The sequence below is a fragment of the Lacrimispora indolis DSM 755 genome (assembly GCF_000526995.1).
GTDB lineage: Bacteria > Bacillota > Clostridia > Lachnospirales > Lachnospiraceae > Lacrimispora > Lacrimispora indolis.
In genome coordinates this window covers 4,247,218-4,261,335 of record NZ_AZUI01000001.1, presented here as the reverse complement: position 1 = coordinate 4,261,335, position 14,118 = coordinate 4,247,218, and the positions used below count along the sequence as shown (strand labels likewise).

Annotated in this window: 16 protein-coding genes; all 16 read right to left on the bottom strand. The window is 45.4% G+C overall.

The window, feature by feature from the left end:
- Positions 1-219: 219 nt before the first annotated feature.
- Positions 220-1,128: a transporter substrate-binding domain-containing protein gene (locus tag K401_RS0120480; RefSeq protein WP_024294710.1), complete on the bottom strand. Its 909-nt coding sequence runs from the start codon at positions 1,126-1,128 to the stop codon at positions 220-222.
- Between the two features lie 41 nt (positions 1,129-1,169).
- Positions 1,170-2,435, bottom strand: a complete 1,266-nt coding sequence (locus K401_RS0120475) for a nitrogenase component 1 (RefSeq protein ID WP_024294709.1) — start codon at positions 2,433-2,435, stop codon at positions 1,170-1,172.
- A gap of 59 nt (positions 2,436-2,494) precedes the next feature.
- On the bottom strand, positions 2,495-3,955 hold the full coding sequence (locus K401_RS0120470; protein WP_024294708.1) for a nitrogenase component 1: 1,461 nt from the start codon (positions 3,953-3,955) through the stop codon (positions 2,495-2,497).
- Between the two features lie 25 nt (positions 3,956-3,980).
- Entirely contained in the window at positions 3,981-4,736 is a 756-nt protein-coding gene (locus K401_RS0120465) for an amino acid ABC transporter ATP-binding protein (RefSeq protein WP_024294707.1), read from the bottom strand.
- 17 nt (positions 4,737-4,753) lie between these two features.
- On the bottom strand, positions 4,754-5,461 hold the full coding sequence (locus K401_RS0120460) for an amino acid ABC transporter permease (RefSeq protein WP_024294706.1): 708 nt from the start codon (positions 5,459-5,461) through the stop codon (positions 4,754-4,756).
- 14 nt (positions 5,462-5,475) lie between these two features.
- The gene (locus tag K401_RS0120455; protein ID WP_024294705.1) at positions 5,476-6,180 is read right to left on the bottom strand and encodes an amino acid ABC transporter permease; all 705 of its coding nucleotides are present in this window, start codon (positions 6,178-6,180) and stop codon (positions 5,476-5,478) included.
- A 52-nt stretch (positions 6,181-6,232) separates the two neighbouring features.
- A complete protein-coding gene (locus K401_RS0120450) occupies positions 6,233-6,433 on the bottom strand; it encodes a hypothetical protein (protein WP_024294704.1) in 201 nt (66 codons plus the stop codon).
- 16 nt (positions 6,434-6,449) lie between these two features.
- Positions 6,450-7,373 carry an ABC transporter permease gene (locus K401_RS0120445; protein WP_024294703.1) on the bottom strand — a complete coding sequence of 308 codons (924 nt, stop codon included), beginning with the start codon at positions 7,371-7,373 and terminating at the stop codon, positions 6,450-6,452.
- Entirely contained in the window at positions 7,370-8,188 is an 819-nt protein-coding gene (locus K401_RS0120440; RefSeq protein ID WP_024294702.1) for an ABC transporter ATP-binding protein, read from the bottom strand. The genes K401_RS0120445 and K401_RS0120440 overlap by 4 nt, the downstream gene beginning before the upstream one ends.
- 90 nt (positions 8,189-8,278) lie before the next feature.
- Positions 8,279-9,412: an ABC transporter substrate-binding protein gene (locus K401_RS0120435; protein WP_024294701.1), complete on the bottom strand. Its 1,134-nt coding sequence runs from the start codon at positions 9,410-9,412 to the stop codon at positions 8,279-8,281.
- On the bottom strand, positions 9,413-10,525 hold the full coding sequence (hisC, locus tag K401_RS0120430) for a histidinol-phosphate transaminase (protein ID WP_024294700.1): 1,113 nt from the start codon (positions 10,523-10,525) through the stop codon (positions 9,413-9,415).
- Complete coding sequence (locus K401_RS0120425; protein ID WP_024294699.1) at positions 10,512-11,624, bottom strand: iron-containing alcohol dehydrogenase; 1,113 nt, start codon at positions 11,622-11,624, stop codon at positions 10,512-10,514. Before K401_RS0120425 ends, hisC begins: the two co-directional genes overlap by 14 nt.
- Before the next feature lie 57 nt (positions 11,625-11,681).
- Positions 11,682-11,906, bottom strand: coding sequence for an ATP-binding cassette domain-containing protein (locus K401_RS33870; protein WP_330363208.1), 225 nt, complete (start codon positions 11,904-11,906; stop codon positions 11,682-11,684).
- A gap of 53 nt (positions 11,907-11,959) precedes the next feature.
- A complete protein-coding gene (locus tag K401_RS0120415) occupies positions 11,960-12,715 on the bottom strand; it encodes an amino acid ABC transporter ATP-binding protein (protein WP_024294697.1) in 756 nt (251 codons plus the stop codon).
- Positions 12,708-13,418, bottom strand: coding sequence for an amino acid ABC transporter permease (locus K401_RS0120410; protein WP_024294696.1), 711 nt, complete (start codon positions 13,416-13,418; stop codon positions 12,708-12,710). The genes K401_RS0120415 and K401_RS0120410 overlap by 8 nt, the downstream gene beginning before the upstream one ends.
- Positions 13,415-14,116: an amino acid ABC transporter permease gene (locus K401_RS0120405; RefSeq protein WP_024294695.1), complete on the bottom strand. Its 702-nt coding sequence runs from the start codon at positions 14,114-14,116 to the stop codon at positions 13,415-13,417. Before K401_RS0120405 ends, K401_RS0120410 begins: the two co-directional genes overlap by 4 nt.
- Positions 14,117-14,118: the final 2 nt, after the last annotated feature.

Sequence of the window (14,118 nt, the reverse complement as noted above, 5' to 3'; positions counted from 1 at the left end):
TTTTTGAGTTTATCGTATATTGTTAAGCGATGAAACCCAAACAATTACTTTAACCAAAACCTGCCTGAATATAATTCTATCATCCATTCCGGGAACTAACAATTATTACTTATTTTTTTACTTAATGATCTCGTTTCCCGGCGAATGTTAAGAGCAAAAAAATAAGCCAGATTTCCTTTTTTAAGGTGAGTATCCGGCTCATTCTGCTTTATTCTATTTTTAATCTACCGGAATCACCAAATCCTTGTATTGGTCAATGGTATTTTCACCGGTCCATTTCTCCGCAATTTTCCCTAAGGTTCCATCAGCAAACATAGACTTTAACGCCTCGTCAAATTTTTCTATGAATTCATCAGACACCGACTGGTTAAATACCTGATATACATCCTCTACGATAACCGGTTCATCAGAAAGAGTAAGATTTTCCAGATTTAAGTCCTTTTGCACCGTATCGTAAGAGCTTTTATAGATCAAAAGTACATTTCTTTGATTGGTGGCAATCTGCTGCAGGCTGTCAGCCGTAGTGATGTCGCCCGATGTATCCACAATATTAATTTCCTTTCCTGGGTTGGCTGCATTGTATGTATTTATGATTTCTTTCTCGTAGGAGGTGGAAGCAAATTCCAGTGTCTCGCCGGCGATGTCTGCCAGTTTCTGTAGATTGTCCTCTTTTCTGCCCACCAAATACATGGGGCTTAAAGCGTAATACTGAGCAGGAAATTTATAGGTTTCTTTTCGGGTGGCACTTGCCACATATTGACCTGAGCCGAAGTCAATGCTTCCCGCCTGCAACGCTGCAAACAGAGCTGGGGATGCGTCAAATCCCACAATTTCCACTTCATAACCGTCAATGCGGTTAAATGCCTCTGTGACCACGTCTTCCTCCAATCCGATCAGATTCCCTTTATCGTCTGTGTAGGAAAAAGGAAGGTGAGCCTGTTTTACCCCGCAGCGAAGTACGATAGGTTCCGCGTTCCCTTCCGCTTCCGTTTTTACTTCTGCTGCTTCGCTTTTTGCTTCTGTTTGGGCTGCTGTATTTGTATCTGCCTGCTTTGCCGTACTGCAGCCGTTTACCCCAAGGACTGCAGCCAACACTGTAATAATTAATGCACTTTGTTTTCTTTTCATAATCTTTCTCCTTTTCATATTTTACTTTTTATAACACTTTGTCAATAATGATTGTACATATCCTCCATAAGAGAAATACACCCCCGGATACCGACATGGGATTTGTTTAAAATCTCTTTATCCAGGCAGGGGGCGGAAACAGTCACAAAGAACGAGTCCAGTTTCTTTGCAATATTCTTTTCATAGGTGCTCCCGAGAAGAAGTGTGGCCCGTCCCTGATACTTTTCCGTTATCTGCTCCACTAAGTACACGTCATTTTCAAAGTATACATCTGCCTTTCTGTCGCAAGCCAAAGCTTTGATATGGGCTTCAATTTCCGGTTGAACTTTATCGGGTACACTATCCGTACAGATCACCGCCAACGGAATGTGCCCATGATCGTTCGTCAAAAATCTGGAGATTCCAAGCACAAAATTGCTCTCACCCACCAAAATATATCTGTGGCGTTCAAAATTGCCCATAAGAGAATCAAAGTATTCATACACATACTGTTGTTCTACAAAAATCACTTGATCAGCCAAAGCTTTCTCAATATTCAATTGCTCCGCGATCTGACGGATCAAGTCTGCCACAGCAGTGGGGCCGATGGGCATCCCAGGATAATTCAGAGTGGGGATGCCAAAAGTTTTTTCATAATAGGCATCCAGGTTTTTATTAAGCCAGGTGGAAATATTAATATTTAAAGCCGCATTTCCTGAATCGGTTATCTGCTGTATCCCGTCTCTGGCAATAAAAAAAGTATTCACCTTTAATCCCAGTTTTTGAAAGATACGGGAAAGCTCCTCTAAATCACCACGGAAGGTCATATCTTCACTTGGAACCTGACCATAGAGATTGACCAGCTTCGGATCAGTCTCTGTTTTTCGGGCCAGCTTTTTCACTACTGCAAGAAGTGTACTTTGATATCCATAGTAAGTATCTCCTTTAAACCCAGCCACATCAACTGAAATGATGGGATAAGGGCTGTCCTCGAACTCTCGCACCACCGCCTCCACATCATCTCCGTTGATTCCCATGCTGCAGCCAGTAAGGACAGCATAAAGCTCACCGTCCATTACCTCTAAGCTTCCGGCTATGGTCTCTCTAAGCCTACCCGCACCACCGAATACCACTTCCTTTTCGTAGGCGTTAGAACTGGGCATCCCGTGATAGCCTCCTAAATAATATAGGTTTGTTTGAACTGCCGCCTGCATACTGCATCCAGGACTGGCGTGTAAAATAGGGATTCCTTTATATAAATTTCCCACTACGTCTATGGCACCGTTTAAAGAACAAAGAATCCTTGGACGCTCCGTGCACTTTTTCATCTGACCTATCCTCCATTTTTTCATTTACTGCCTTGAAGCATTTTTTCAGCTCATAGCTTTTATTGTGCCGGAAAATCAAAGTATTTAAAGGCATCCTCTTTATACCAACTGTCCCTAAAAGGAGGATTTGAAAAATCCTTTAACTTTTTATTGAAATTATTATTGTCCAAAGCATCCTCGATTTTCCGCCCCAGATACAAAACGCCCCTGTATCCAAAGGTCGGCCGTTTTCCATCTAAAATATGGGTAGTGGGAATCCCCAGTCTGGATACCCAGTTTGCCATGCCGATAAATACATCCGGTTTCAATTTTTTAATTAAATTGATCTGCTCATATGGCTGCATATCTGCTACATTAATGAGGAATTCACTTCCGTGGTATTCCTCCAGACGCTCAAAATCTTCCACATACGCTTTTTCATAATAAGGTGCATGGATACACAAAAGCTGCATCCCATATTCTCCCATTAAGGTGGCGGCAGCTAAACCGCGCCCGGTACCTGCCGTAATACAGACCTTAAGCCCCTTCGTCTTTTTCCTGATATGGCCGATTTCCTCTTCTACCTCGCCCCGTTCTCTCTCTATAAATTCCTCCGCCTCTTTTTCTTTTCCCACCAGTTTGGCAATGGCTCTTAACCACCGGTCTGTGCTGTCTGAACCGATAGGCATACAAGTGACGGTATAGGGAGTTCCATATTCCTTATGTAAAAAGTCCATATACTCATCCCCAAAGATCTGACACACAGAAATGTTATACTCTGCCGCCGGAATTCGCATGATGTCCTCATAGGCAGCATTGTAAGGCATAATATTGGCTTCCAGACCAATGGCCCTAAGCATGCGCTTCATCTCCAGCTGATCCGCCAGGCTTAAAGAATGGGTGGCAAATAAATTAATGAGGCCTTTCTCCTTTTGGGGTCTGGCATTCCTGATGACAAAATTTTGCAGGGCGCTTAAAGCCAGATCATATCCGGTCGCATGGTTTCTGGATTTAAAGCCTTCACAGTGAATGGGGGCAAAAATCACATCCGGATATTCTTCCTGCAATCGTTCTGAAACAGCATCGATATCGTCTCCGATAATCGCAGATGCACAAGAAGACAAAATAAAAATCATTTTGGGATGGTGCCTTAAAATTGCTTCTCTTGCCGTTTCCTCCAGACGGCCCTCACCGCCTAATATCACTTCCTTTTCCCCTAAAGCAGTGGATATGATCCTGCTGTTTTCTCCATTGGTATCGCCCATATGATGCTTGTATATATTGATTCTTTCGATGGCTGCCAGACTGCCGCAGGCGGAACACCCATAGGGGGAATGTATAATCATAACAGAATCCTGAATACTGGCCAGCGCATTCACGCTGTTTACCTGAACACATTGGATTCCCTGTTCAAATTTCCTGTGGGCATTTTTCAAACAATTTTTCTTAACTCTGTCACGCATATGTCCTGCACTTCCTGCCTGTGCGTCGGTAAATCCCTCCCGCGTATCACGGATCTTATCCCTGATGATTCTTTCCATTTTACCAGATCCCCTTTCCTGACTTTTAGATATAATAAATACTGTCCTGCGAATTAATGCGGGTTAAAAACTGTTTGGTTCTTTCATTTTTAGGCTTGCCGAAAATTTCCTTTGGCGTCCCCGTTTCTACTACCAATCCCTCATCCATAAAGATTACCTGACTGGCAACTTCCTGGGCAAATGACATTTCATGAGTTACCACGATCATGGTAATACCTGTCTGGGCCACCTTTTTTATGAGTTCTAAAGTCTCTCCCACTAATTCCGGATCTAAAGCCGAGGTAGGTTCATCAAATAAGATCACCTTCGGAGAGAGAGCCACTGCTCTGGCAATCCCCACCCGCTGCTGCTGTCCGCCGGATAAGTTGACAGGATAATAATCCATGCGGTCAGACAGGCCAACCCATTCCAAAGTCTCCACAGCGATTTTTTTCGCCTCTTCTTTTGACTTTTTCTGAACCGCCACCAGCCCCTCCATAACGTTTTCCAAAGCGGTTTTATTTAGAAATAAACCGTAATTTTGAAATACAAAGGCACATTTTCTTCGAATATTTAACGTTTCTTTTTTGCTGCTTTTTTTCATATTCACGGTCAGATCATCGATCGTCAGTTTTCCTTCATCCGCTTTTTCCAAAAAATTGATACAGCGTAAAAGTGTGGTTTTTCCCGAGCCGCTGGGTCCAATGATAACCGTTACATCACCTTTCTTCACCCGAATGGAAATTCCTTTTAAAATTTGGGAGTTTCCAAAGCTTTTCTTTACATTTTCCATTTCAATCATAATGTCACTCCCTTCTCCTATAGGACAATTCCCTTTTTATATTTGCTCATCTTCTGCTCAAACCTACGAAACAGTTTTGAAAAGACAAAGCTTAATGTTTCATAAATCACCGCAATCAGAAAAAATGCTTCCAGAAATTGATAACTGGGACTGGCCAGGGTATAAGCCATGCCCGTAATTTCCACCACGCCCGAATAATAAGCCAGTGTGGAGTTTTTTATAAGGCCGATAAATAATCCTCCCATATTAGGCAGGGCGATAACAAACGCCTGCGGAAAGATAATGCGGAAACAGGCCTGTAAGGTGGTCATTCCTATGCTTTTCGCTGACTCTAACTGATCGTGGGGAATCGCAAGCAGACTGGAACGAAAGGTTTCTGAGGCAAAAGCAGCCTCTGAAATGCTCATAGCTATGATAGGGTAAATGATGCTTTTATTTCCCGCCACAGAGGCTACGGAAAGCCCGTGCTCAAAACGATAATAAGCGATAAACGTGGGTATGGCATAATAAATAAAAAACATGATAATTACCAGGGGCACACTTCTCATAAAAGATACATAAACAGCAAACAGCCGGGACAGGCCTTTTATTTTATTTATCCGAATTAACGCGATTACAATACCAAAAATCCAGCCAAAGAAGGCGGAGAAAAAGGTGATAATAAGCGTATTTTTTACTGCAGGTATCATTGCAGGCAGCATTGATGCGATAAATTCAAAATCCATGAATCTCCTCCTCTTTAATTCATCTGTATTTTTTTGCCTTTGGTATACACTCGTTCCGCCCATTTTGTGATCTGTTCTAAAAAGACACTCACCACCCAGAATATAATGGATACCCCCAAATAAAGCTCGGCACGGTTCAATCCATATAAATTAGAACTGATCAGCTTTGCTCTGCCGAACATATCCACGGCTCCGATGGAAAAGGCCAGCGACGTAGACTTGAAAATATAAATAATGTTATTCCCTAAAACCGGTATGGCGACCCCAAAGGCCTGGGGGAAAATAACCCGGCGAAAGGCAGTCAAATTCCCCATTCCCACGCTATAGGCTGCCTCCCATTGATACTTATCAACCGACAGATAAGCAGATCGCATCATCTCTGCCATATTGGCCGCCGAAGTAAGAGACAGTGTTGCAATAATAAAAGAATCCTTGTTCCAGGATGCCGTATTGATTCCGATCTTTTTTAAATACAGGGGCATGACAAAATACAAAATAAAAATAAGCACCAGGATTGGCATCCCCCTCATAAAAGCAATATAACCCTTTGCCATGGCGTTTAATAATTTACTTTTTGCTAAAGCCATGCAGGCAAATACAAAGCCGATGAGCAGTCCAAAGAGCAAGGAAAACAAAACCAGCTTTATCGTGACCGGAAAAGCGGTCATCACCTTTGCCATGAGCCCCGGTATTTTCATAAAGTTAAAATATTGATTCATATTAACTCACATTCCTTTCGCCTTGGTTTTCTATCTGTGCCGTTTTTTTATTTTATAAAGACAGCCATATGAGGACCCCCACGGTTCCGCTGGCTGCTACCGCACCGCTTGAGAGCCTTCCCAGCCAGAACATGCCGGCAAAGTTATAGGTCATCTGGATGAGCTGCACGCCCATGGTAGGAAGGGAAAGGCGCAGAAGCCCGGGCATTATTTTGCCGGCGGTAAGATCATATTTTGAAGCTCTGTCAGACATGAATCCCTCCTTTGGCTCAATATTCCCAGTTGACGAATCTGTTTTTTAACAGATTCACCACCTCGTTTAATCCTGTGACCACGATCCCGATAAATATGATCCCTGCAATCGCCTTGGTATAATTTGCGTAATTTAACGACACCCGGACATAAAATCCCATTCCGCTGTCAGCGCCGATCATCTCCGCCGCCGTCAGAGTCATCAGGGCGGTTGACAGATGGATGGGCAGACCGTTGATGATCCGCGGCATATTGAACGGAATAATGATCTTAAAGAGTATGGTAAATGTAGATACGTTCAGTACCTTGGCGGAATTTATGATCCGGTTTTCCACAAAAGCGGTATTATTGATCATGCCCATAAAGGTTCCCCAGAAGATGCTCAAGAAGATCACAAACAATGAGGCCGCCTTAAAGGTGGGCATCAAAAGCACCACATAGGGCGTATAGATCAGGGCCGGCACGGTTGAAATCGCTTTAGTAATCGGATAGATGGCATTCCGCAGCCTGGGGACCCAGCCCACCAGGGTTCCCAGGATCACTGCCGAAACAATGGCAGAGAGCAGGCCGATGACCAGCAGATACATGGAGCTGGCGAAGCCTTCCAGCATTACCTTTGCATCATCCAAAAACACATAAAAAACATTTTCCGGCGCCGGTATGAACACATAGGGCAGAAGGTTCAGCCTGGAAACCAGCAGCTCCCACACCAGAAAAACAGCGTATACGAAGCCGGTAATATCCTTTGTCGCCTGCATTTTCGCCTTATTATTTATTTTTATAAGATAAATGATCTCTAAAAGCACAAGCACCGCACCGAATGCGTACCAGTCCCTTAATCCGATCTTCATTTCGGCAGCGTAACGGCTTGGCAGAAGGAAACACAGCCATATGAAAACATACAGAAGGTTGGGAAGGTTCAGGATTTTTTTTGCGGTCATAGGATTACCTCGCTTCCCCCGATTTCTTTTGATACATGCTCCATATAGAACAAACGCACCAGTTCCCCATGGAGTCTCCGGTATTCATCATTGTCGAACAGCACCTCTTTGCTGCGGGGGCGGGGAATGGAAACCTCCAGAACGCTATGTATCCCTTTGGGCACCATGAAAACAATCCGGTCCGCCAGAAGCAGTGCCTCATCCAGATCATGGGTCACAAAAACAATGGTTTTTTTACTTTCATCCTCCACCCACAGCTTCAGCAGCAGCAGCTGAAGGTTTTCCCGGGTCTTGGCATCGATTGCGCCGAAGGGTTCATCCATGAGCAGTATTTCCGGCTTACATGCCAGTGCCCTTGCTATGGCGACTCTCTGCTGCATCCCTCCGGAAAGAGCCCCCGGCAGTTTGTCTTCGAATCCATGTAAATCTACCTTGTGCAGGAATTCCTCTGCGATTGCCAAAGAATCTTTTTTGCTTATTTCATTTGTTTTCTTTCTGGATTCCCTTACGGCAAATGCCACATTCTGCCGTGCCGTCATCCAGGGAAACAGGGAATAATTCTGAAATACCACCGCCCGCTCCGGCCCGGTTCCATGAACTGCTTTTCCATTGATCAGAACTTCACCTGACGTTGCCTGATTCAAACCCTCCATAACACTTAACAGTGTGCTTTTACCACATCCGCTGGGACCGATCAGACATACAAATTCCCCTTTTTGGATCGATAAGTTTATATGTTCCAGAGCCTGAAATGTTGTTTTCTCCGTTTCATACGTTAGACTCAAATCGCGAACTTCAATTACCGCATCTGCCATATCCTTTTTCCCATACTCCCTTCTGCTCAGCTTAAACCGCTTGAAAGCCGGTCTTTTCCGGGGATCATCTCCCCTTTGTGTCACAGGTCATCACAGGTAATTACCGTAAACCTTATCAAAATCAGGATATTCACTGTTATTTTTTTCAAAATATTTCCACATATCCGTAAAGAACGTATCATCCGGGTATTCTTCTATCACAGCCTTTAAGGCATCTGCATATACGGACAGATCATAAAACTGGGAAAGTACGGTTCCCTTTTCCACATAATCCCATTCCAGAAGGGTGTCATAAACCGCCAGCGTTCCATTATAATTGGGGTCCGGGTTATAGGTACGGTTTCCGTTGGTTTCCTTGTTGTAAATATAATTTTTAATATAGTCTTCCGTTTCACCGGTCGCCTGTGCAAGGGATGCCACCGTCCCGGCTTCATCCTTTACGTAGTCTTTATATGCACGGATCTGTCCTTTTAAATAAGCCACATATGCCTCCCTGTTGTCTTTGAAGGATTTGCTGTATGCGGTCTGGCGGCAGCATACGTAATCCTCCAGCAGATTGGTCAGCGGAAAGAGGTAAACCAGGCCTTCCGAAACCGCGCCTTCCACATACTCCGCGGAAATAAAACCGATGTCCACCGTGCCTTTGTTGACTGCAAGGGAAATGTTGGGATATCCGTCAATCAGCGTATACGTTAAATCTTCTCCGGCTTTATAGCCATAGTCCTTGCCCAGTACATACTTGGTAACCATTTCGGATGTGGACAGCTGGATAACGCCTATGTTTTTGCCTTTCCAGTTTTTTAAATCCTTTAATTCTTCTTCGTTCTCAGGCCTTACAACGACGCACATTCCGCCTGAAATAGTGCCTGCAAACAACGTGACATCCGAGCCCTGGGACCCGTAGCTCAAGGGCGGGATCAACTGTCCGTAGGTCGTATCAACCTTTCCGATGCTGAGGGCTTCAAAGGTGCCCGAGGTTTCAAGGGTGGTGTTTTTGAGTTCCAAACGGTAGCCGTCAAAATAGCCCTTCTCCTCTGCCAGCTGGATCAGCGGATTCGTCAGCGCGGAAGAACTGGTCTTTGCCACGTTGAGCGTATAACTTTTTTCACCTGTCTTTGCCGGATCCCCTCCGGCCTCCTTTGATTTTGTGCATCCGGAAACGCTTCCCGTTACCAGTATTGCGGCCGTCAATGCCCAAAACAGCTTATGATTTCCTGATTTCATTTAACTCTCCTCCTGTCTTTTTCTTTCCTGTGTGAATGATTCCAGCACCCGGATCACTTTTTTGTTTTCTTCAAAGGTTCCGACGGATACCCGGATCCAGCCGTCAAGGCCGAATTCCGATGCATTTCTTATAATAATTTCATTTTGCAGAAAAGCCTTCTCCACGGCTTCTCCGTCTGCTCCGGTCCTGATCAGAATAAAATTTCCGTTTGACCTCACATAATCAAGTCCCAGCCGTTTTAATTCCGAATAATACAGATCCAGGCTCTTTCTGTTATTGTCAAGCACAAGTCTTTTAAAATCCTCATCCTCCAGACTCACTTCAGCCGCCTTTTGCGCCGGAAAGCTTACGCTGAGAGGGCTTCTTACCTTATTTATTTTTTCTATCAGCTCCGGGTCTCCGATTCCGTATCCGATCCGGAAGGAGGCCAGGCCGTAGAGCTTGGAAAACGTCCGCAGAAGGATCACATTCTTATGCTGTTTTATGAGTTCTGTGGTGTCAAAATAAGGTTCTTCCACAAAATCGATGTATGCTTCATCCAGAACCACCAGAATGTGATCCGGCACCTTTTTTATAAAATCCCTCAACTGTTCTTCCTTTAAGACCGTTCCGGTGGGGTTATTGGGATTGCAGATCCATATGATTTTTGTCTGCCCGCTGATCAGGCGCAGGATTTCATCCGTATCAATGGCAAACTCCTTTAAGGGAATCATAACAGGCTTCCCGTTCATCTGCAGCGTCACATTCCGGTACCAGCCAAAGGAAGGATCCGGAATGACTGCTTCTTCCCCTGTTTCCAGATACGCATGGGCAATCAATGCGATCAGTTCAAAGGACCCGTTGCCGAACACCAGATGATCCGGTTCCACGTTATGGATAGAACTCAGCCGTTCTCTTAAGACCGTGCAGTTAGAATCCGGATAAAAGGAGAACTGGCTTTTCTGTTCTTCCAGAATACCGGCTACCCGGGAAGAGCAGCCCAGACGGTTTTCATTTCCCGCGAGCTTGATGATCTGGTCCAGGCCAAATTCCCGTTTCACTGACTCTAAGGATCTGGCCGCCTGATAAGGCGCGATTTTCTGCACCCCGCTTCTTTCTTTAACCATTGACATATTCCAATTCCTTTCTATATCTTCTGACGTAGTGATCCGCCTGATATGCCGCGTTTATAATCGCCCTTTCCTCGGAGTTTCCCTCCAATATGGAAATCCCTCCGAATACCTCCCGGATCCGGTCTGAAATGACTTGAAGCTTCTCCTCGGTCTGTCCGTCTATCCCGATCTCCTCCAGGGTGAAGGCCACTTCAAGCTCACCGAACTTCTTTACCACGGCAAGGATTTCCTCCCCGCTCTTCTTTTCCAGAACCGCCTGCATGAGAAGCCCGAATGCCACCAGTTCGCCGTGAAGCGTCTTTCTGGTTTCCTTCACGATCCTGGAAGAATGGTAAAAGGGATGGGCAAATCCGGAAAATGCCTTGTCTCCCACATAGCTTCCCACATTTCCTGCCAGGTAAAGAATGGCATCCACCGTTTTAACGGTATTTTCATCAATCTTCTTTTCCCTTGCATTTTGTATCACCTTTGCCGCCTGTTTATCCAGAAAATCATATGCCAGACGTGCGGTATTGACAGAACTTATATGGGAAAAGTCGCTGTCCGAGAGGTCAAAACCCACGGAAGTTTCATACCATTTTGCCAGGGTATCCACGATTCCGGCCCTTAAGTACCGAACCGGCGCATTTGCCAGGATTTCCGTATCCGCTACCACCGCTTTTGGGGAATGCCCGTTGCGCCGGAAATGATCAAAGTTTCCTTCTTTCGTATACATCACGGACAATGCAGCCCAGGCCGCGCAGGTGGCGGCTATGGTTGGAACGGATATAACCGGTATTTTTAAAATGTCTCCGGCTGCCTTTGTTGTGTCAATGACCCTTCCGCCGCCGATCCCGATCAGGATTTCGATTCCCTTTTCTTCTGACAGCTCCGCTATTTCATTTGCCTTATCCTCCGTAGGATATCCCTCCAGCAGATATTCCATATAGATGATCCTCTGTACTCCCAGAGCCTCGGCCACGGCTTCTTCCGTGACCTTTCTTGCCGTTGCCGACCAGACGATCAGCCCGCGCTTTCCGTACTTTTCAGCAACGGTCCCAAGTGATTTTATGGCGCCTGGTTCACTTATATAAATTTCCGGGGTCTTTACCTGTAACATTTCATTCTCCTCTCCTGCTAAACAATGCTTTTCTTTTCATACTTCCAGCATGCGATTTCATAGGAACCGATCCGCAAGACGGGTGGTTCCCGGGTTTTGCACAGCTCCGTACATTCCGGGAATGGACTTCAGCAGTCCCACGGTATAGGGGTGCAGCGGATTCAGAAACAATTGAGGGCCTGAGGAGACAGACATGGCTATCATCACTCTTTGCCTCATTCCCCCGCTCAGCTGGTGGGGATAATCCTTCATTCTTTCCTTTGCCGCCGGAATCCCAACCAGGTCTAAAAGCTCCGCTTAAGCTTCCTTTATCTTTATTTTCCCAGGCCCCACCCTTATATGAAATAATTGGGTTCCAGAGAAATGATCCTGGACAGAAACTGTCTGGTTCTCTCTTCCCTGGGATTTGAAAAAATCTTTTCCGGCTTCCCTTCTTCCACCACAACTCCGTCGTCCATAAAAATCACCTTATCCGCCACATCCTGGGCAAAGGACATTTCATGGGTCACCACGATCATGGTAATTCCTCTGCCTGCCACTTTTTTTATGATATCCAGTGTTTCTCCCACCAGCTCCGGATCCAGGGCTGAGGTGGGTTCGTCAAACAGAATCACTTCCGGATTTAAGACAAAGGCTCTGGCAATGCCCACCCGCTGCTGCTGCCCGCCGGAAAGCTGGGAAGGGTAGAAATGATATTTCTCCCCTAATCCCACCCAGTCCAGGGCTTCCTTCCCCTGCTTCATGGCTTCCTCCCTGGGAATACGCCTTGCCGTAACAAGGCCCTCTATGACATTTTCCAATGCCGTTTTATTGGCAAAAAGATTGTAATTCTGAAACACAAAGGCCGTTTTCCTTCTGATCTCCAGGATCTGCTTTTTAGTGGCTTTTTTTAAGTCCACACAAGTATCCCCAATGGCAAGCTGTCCGCTGTCCGCATTTTCCAGGAAATTAATGCACCGCAGCAATGTGGTTTTTCCTGATCCGCTGGGGCCAAGGACAACCACTACCTGGCCATCCTCCACCTCCACAGAAACATCCTTTAGGACCTGCTGCTTTCCAAAGGCTTTTTTTACATTTTTCACTTCAATCATATGGATTCCTCCTAAATTTACTCATATGGCGTCTTAAAGCCCTTGCCAGGTATTCGATCACAATGGTAAATGCCCAGTATATGACTGCGGCAGCAACATATCCTTCAAAAAAAGAATAGGTCCGGGAGCTAGGAATGGTGGCTCCTGCCACAATTTCAATAATGCCGATGGCCATGACAACAGAGGAGGCCTTGATCAAACCAACCACGTGATTGATCAGGGTGGGGATGGCTGCCGGGATCATCTGGGGGATGATGATCCGCCTGATGGTCTGGACCTTTGTAAGTCCTACGGAATACCCGGCTTCATCCTGGCCCTTGTCAATGGATAACAGAGCTCCCCGGATGCCCTCTGAAATGGAACAGACCGCAGTAAGGCTCAGAGCAAAAATTCCTACCCAGATATTATCCACGTCAGCGGCTTTTGTTTTAATATGTAAAAATCTGGCCAGGTCATTGAATTTGAGCATGAAAACCAGGTTGTATATCATCAGTGCCACCACAATGGGAACGCCCTGATATACGGTAACAAAAATCCCAAGAAGCTTATGTAGGACAGGTACTTTGTAGACCCTGACCAGCGCGGTCACCGTTCCCAGGGTCAGGCCTATTGCCAGTGGAATGAACACAAGCCTCAGGGTGTTGGGAAAATACCTGATACCATAAATAAAGCTTTCATAAAAATGAGCGGTATTAAAATTCATTCTAATCCTTCTCTCCCATACTCCAGTTTTGTATTCAGGTAATAAAAAAGAAGCCGGATCGTTAAACTGATAACAATATAAATTATCACCACAAACACATAGGCTTCCAATACATGTTTTGTGGCCGCGCCAATGGATTTGGCCCTCCCCATGATATCGGTAACGCCAATGAGAAATACAAGGGAGGAGTTTTGGAACAGCCCCACCAGATCAGAACCAAAGGGCGGAAGGGCGATCCTTACCATCTGGGGCAAAAGGATCCTTCGAAAGGTCTGAAGCTCTGTAAGCCCCACGCTTAACCCCGCCTCTGTCTGCCCATAAGGGACAGAGGTGATCGCGCCGTAAAATATGGCTGAAAGAAATGCTCCCTGATTTAAGATAAATGTGATATAAGCAAAGGTCACCGCACTCCAGCCCCGGTTGATATTGGTACCTAAAACTGGATCAATCAGAGCCGGTATCCCGTAATAAATGAGCATCAGCTGCACCAGCATGGGCGTCCCTCTCATAAACGAGACATACACCTTAAAAAACGGATACAGGACCGGAATCCTTTTAAGCTCTGTCAGAACAATGAAAACCGCAAGAAGCACTCCGAATACAGTGGCATAGATCACGATCAGAAAGGTCACTGATAAATATGGAAGAATTTTAGGGATATTTTCAAAGAACCGCTCCCAGCCAAACAGTTTATCCATAC

Bases quoted from the DNA above. Each gene is read 5' to 3' on its own strand.
- K401_RS0120475 (WP_024294709.1), bottom strand. From the start codon at position 2,435: ATGAAAAAGTGCACGGAGCGTCCAAGGATTCTTTGTTCTTTAAACGGT.
- hisC (WP_024294700.1), bottom strand. From the start codon at position 10,525: ATGTCAATGGTTAAAGAAAGAAGCGGGGTGCAGAAAATCGCGCCTTAT.
- K401_RS0120440 (WP_024294702.1), bottom strand. From the start codon at position 8,188: ATGGCAGATGCGGTAATTGAAGTTCGCGATTTGAGTCTAACGTATGAA.
- K401_RS0120415 (WP_024294697.1), bottom strand. From the start codon at position 12,715: ATGATTGAAGTGAAAAATGTAAAAAAAGCCTTTGGAAAGCAGCAGGTC.
- K401_RS0120470 (WP_024294708.1), bottom strand. From the start codon at position 3,955: ATGGAAAGAATCATCAGGGATAAGATCCGTGATACGCGGGAGGGATTT.
- K401_RS0120405 (WP_024294695.1), bottom strand. From the start codon at position 14,116: ATGGATAAACTGTTTGGCTGGGAGCGGTTCTTTGAAAATATCCCTAAA.
- K401_RS0120435 (WP_024294701.1), bottom strand. From the start codon at position 9,412: ATGAAATCAGGAAATCATAAGCTGTTTTGGGCATTGACGGCCGCAATA.
- K401_RS0120480 (WP_024294710.1), bottom strand. From the start codon at position 1,128: ATGAAAAGAAAACAAAGTGCATTAATTATTACAGTGTTGGCTGCAGTC.
- K401_RS0120450 (WP_024294704.1), bottom strand. From the start codon at position 6,433: ATGTCTGACAGAGCTTCAAAATATGATCTTACCGCCGGCAAAATAATG.
- K401_RS0120410 (WP_024294696.1), bottom strand. From the start codon at position 13,418: ATGAATTTTAATACCGCTCATTTTTATGAAAGCTTTATTTATGGTATC.
- K401_RS0120455 (WP_024294705.1), bottom strand. From the start codon at position 6,180: ATGAATCAATATTTTAACTTTATGAAAATACCGGGGCTCATGGCAAAG.
- K401_RS0120460 (WP_024294706.1), bottom strand. From the start codon at position 5,461: ATGGATTTTGAATTTATCGCATCAATGCTGCCTGCAATGATACCTGCA.
- K401_RS0120465 (WP_024294707.1), bottom strand. From the start codon at position 4,736: ATGATTGAAATGGAAAATGTAAAGAAAAGCTTTGGAAACTCCCAAATT.
- K401_RS0120445 (WP_024294703.1), bottom strand. From the start codon at position 7,373: ATGACCGCAAAAAAAATCCTGAACCTTCCCAACCTTCTGTATGTTTTC.
- K401_RS0120425 (WP_024294699.1), bottom strand. From the start codon at position 11,624: ATGTTACAGGTAAAGACCCCGGAAATTTATATAAGTGAACCAGGCGCC.